Here is a 2329-nt window from a genome sequence, read left to right as displayed (position 1 = left end):
GCGCGGACCTCCTTGATGACCTCGATCTTCTTGTCGCCGATGGCGGCGAGCATGACCGTGAACTCGGTCTGCTCCTCGACGACGGCCGCCGCGGCGGCCGGGCCGGCAACCGAGGCAACGGCGGCGGCGGCCGACACGCCCCACTTCTCTTCGAGCATCTTGGCGAGGTCGGCGGCCTCGAGAACGGTCAGCGAGGATAGGTCGTCGACGAGCTTGGCAAGATCAGCCATGGTGATGGTCCTTCCAGATATCGGTTTGAACGGTTGGGTTTGAAGGGGCGAACGGCCTCAGGCCGCCTCGTCCACGGACTCGTCCTTGGTGGCATAGGCCCCGAACACGCGGGCGAGCTTGGCCGCCGGTGCATTGACGACCTGAGCGATCTTGGTCGCGGGAGCCTGGATAAGGCCCACGATCTTGGCGCGCAGTTCGTCGAGAGACGGCAGCGAGGCGAGCGCCTTCACGCCGTCCGGGTTCAGGGCCGTCGCGCCCATGGCACCGCCGAGGATCACGAGCTTCTCGTTGGCCTTGGCGAAATCCACCGCCACCTTGGCGGCCGCGACCGGATCGCGCGAATAGGCGAGCAGGGTCGGGCCCTTCAGGAGGGGCTTGATGGAGGCGACTTCCGTGCCATCGAGAGCGATGCTGGCGAGGCTGTTCTTGGCGACCTGCACGGTGGCGCCGGCGAGCTTCATCTGCGACCGCAGTTTCTGCATCTCGGCGACCGTGAGGCCCTTGTAGTGGGCCACGACGACGACGGCGCTCTTCGCGAACACGCCGTTGAGCGTCGAGACGAGATCAGCTTTTGCTGTCCTGTCCACTGGGGCTCTCTCCGGTTGAGCGGAACCCGAGAATGGGTCCGCCGGTTGCACATGCCGCCCGGAACGGAACTCGGCCTCAATCAGCCGAAAACGTCCTGGACGACGCTTCACGGCCCTGTCCCCCGACGCCGCTCCTTTGAGGAGCGATGCCTAAGGGCTGAGATGGTTCAAACCGATACCTTGACCCCGTCCCTCTCGGGCCGGAGCGTCGAAAATGCGGTCTTCCCCGTCTGTGCAGGCTTGGGTATTAAGCCGGCGAACCGGCGCCTGCAGTCTCGGACAGGACATGGCCGGACGCGGCCCTGGAGGGCTTGGAGCCCCTCAAGTCCTGCCGGCCTTAGCCGCCCGGTTGCCCAGGCGGCGTCTCAATCGGAACGCGACCGGGTCGGTCGGTTCCTTAACGAACATGAAAATTGCGTGGAGCGCGGTGTATAAAGCCTAGCAAGCCGCCTGCCAAGGCCCGCGGCGCGACTTTTCCGCCGCAGGCAAGCGGTCTCGCCTGTGTGTCAAGCCGCCTCGCGCTCCGGCACGAACCGGCGTCGCGCGTTCTTCCACCACGACCGGTCGCGCGCGGTCTCGGTCTCCGCAGCCTTGGCCGCGTAGAACGAGGCGTTGTGCTCGCCGCGAAGCGCCTCGCGGGTGAAGCGGATCAGGTGGTGGGCGACGAAGCCCATGTTGAACACCGCCTCGATCTGCCCGCGCTTGAGCGCGTAGCCCGCCGCGCTCCAGAAGGGCTTGCGGTAGTCGGAAAACAGGCCGACGCGGGTGATGATGTTGAAGCCGAGGATCAGGCCGCGGCGCAGGTTGGTGAAGGTGACCTTGCCCTTGGCCGGCGTGACGATGCGGTGCGGGTAGGTCGTCGCGCACTGGTGCTTGAAGCGCTCGAAGATGTTCTCGGGCTCGTAGGCGTGCGCGATCGCCCGGCGCCAGCTCGACACCACGGTGTCGTGGGGGCGCTTGAACAACACGTTCGATTCGAGGCTTGCATCGTGCAGGAGCCGTCCCTCACGCTCCAGACGGTCCCAGAGCGGGGTTTTGGGCAGCGCCTGGAGCAGGTTGATCGTCAGCACAGGGATCGCCGAACGGTCGATGAAGTCGATCAGGCGCTGCTCGGACCCGTCGGAATCGGTATCGAGGCCGAGGATGATGCCGGACGTCACTTCGAGCCCATAGGAATTCAGGGTCTCGATCGCCTCGTACATCGGTACGGCGGCGTTATGGGTCTTGTCGATCCCCTTGAGCGCGCCCTCCTCCGGCGTCTCGATGCCGACGAACACGGTCATGAAGTTCGCCTCCCGCATCAGCGCGAGGATCTCGGGTTGCTTGGCCATGTTCAGCGTCGCCTCGCAGGCGAACTGGAGCGGGTAGTGGTTCTTCCTCTGCCACGCGACGAGGTGCGGGAGCATGTCCCGCGTCGCCTTGCGGTTGGCGATGAAGTTGTCGTCGACGAAGTAGACCACCGCCGGGTGGCCGGGCTGGCTGATGATCGCGTCGAGCTCGGCGCACATCTG

3 protein-coding genes are annotated in these 2329 nt (G+C 65.7%); all 3 read right to left on the bottom strand.

Features of this window, described 5'->3' with window-relative positions:
* Positions 1 to 230: 50S ribosomal protein L7/L12 (gene rplL, locus ACFE8Y_RS21695; protein ID WP_375466431.1), on the bottom strand; the 230-nt coding region annotated here is incomplete at its 3' end.
* A gap of 57 nt (positions 231 to 287) precedes the next feature.
* A complete protein-coding gene (gene rplJ, locus ACFE8Y_RS21690) occupies positions 288 to 818 on the bottom strand; it encodes a 50S ribosomal protein L10 (RefSeq protein WP_375466432.1) in 531 nt (176 codons plus the stop codon).
* Between the two features lie 506 nt (positions 819 to 1324).
* Positions 1325 to 2329 (bottom strand): B12-binding domain-containing radical SAM protein (locus tag ACFE8Y_RS21685; RefSeq protein ID WP_375466430.1); only part of this gene is annotated, 1005 nt, incomplete at its 5' end.

It is taken from the genome of uncultured Methylobacterium sp., from assembly GCF_964242245.1.
In the GTDB taxonomy this organism is placed as follows: domain Bacteria; phylum Pseudomonadota; class Alphaproteobacteria; order Rhizobiales; family Beijerinckiaceae; genus Methylobacterium.
This window is presented reverse-complemented; position numbering and strand designations above follow the sequence as displayed.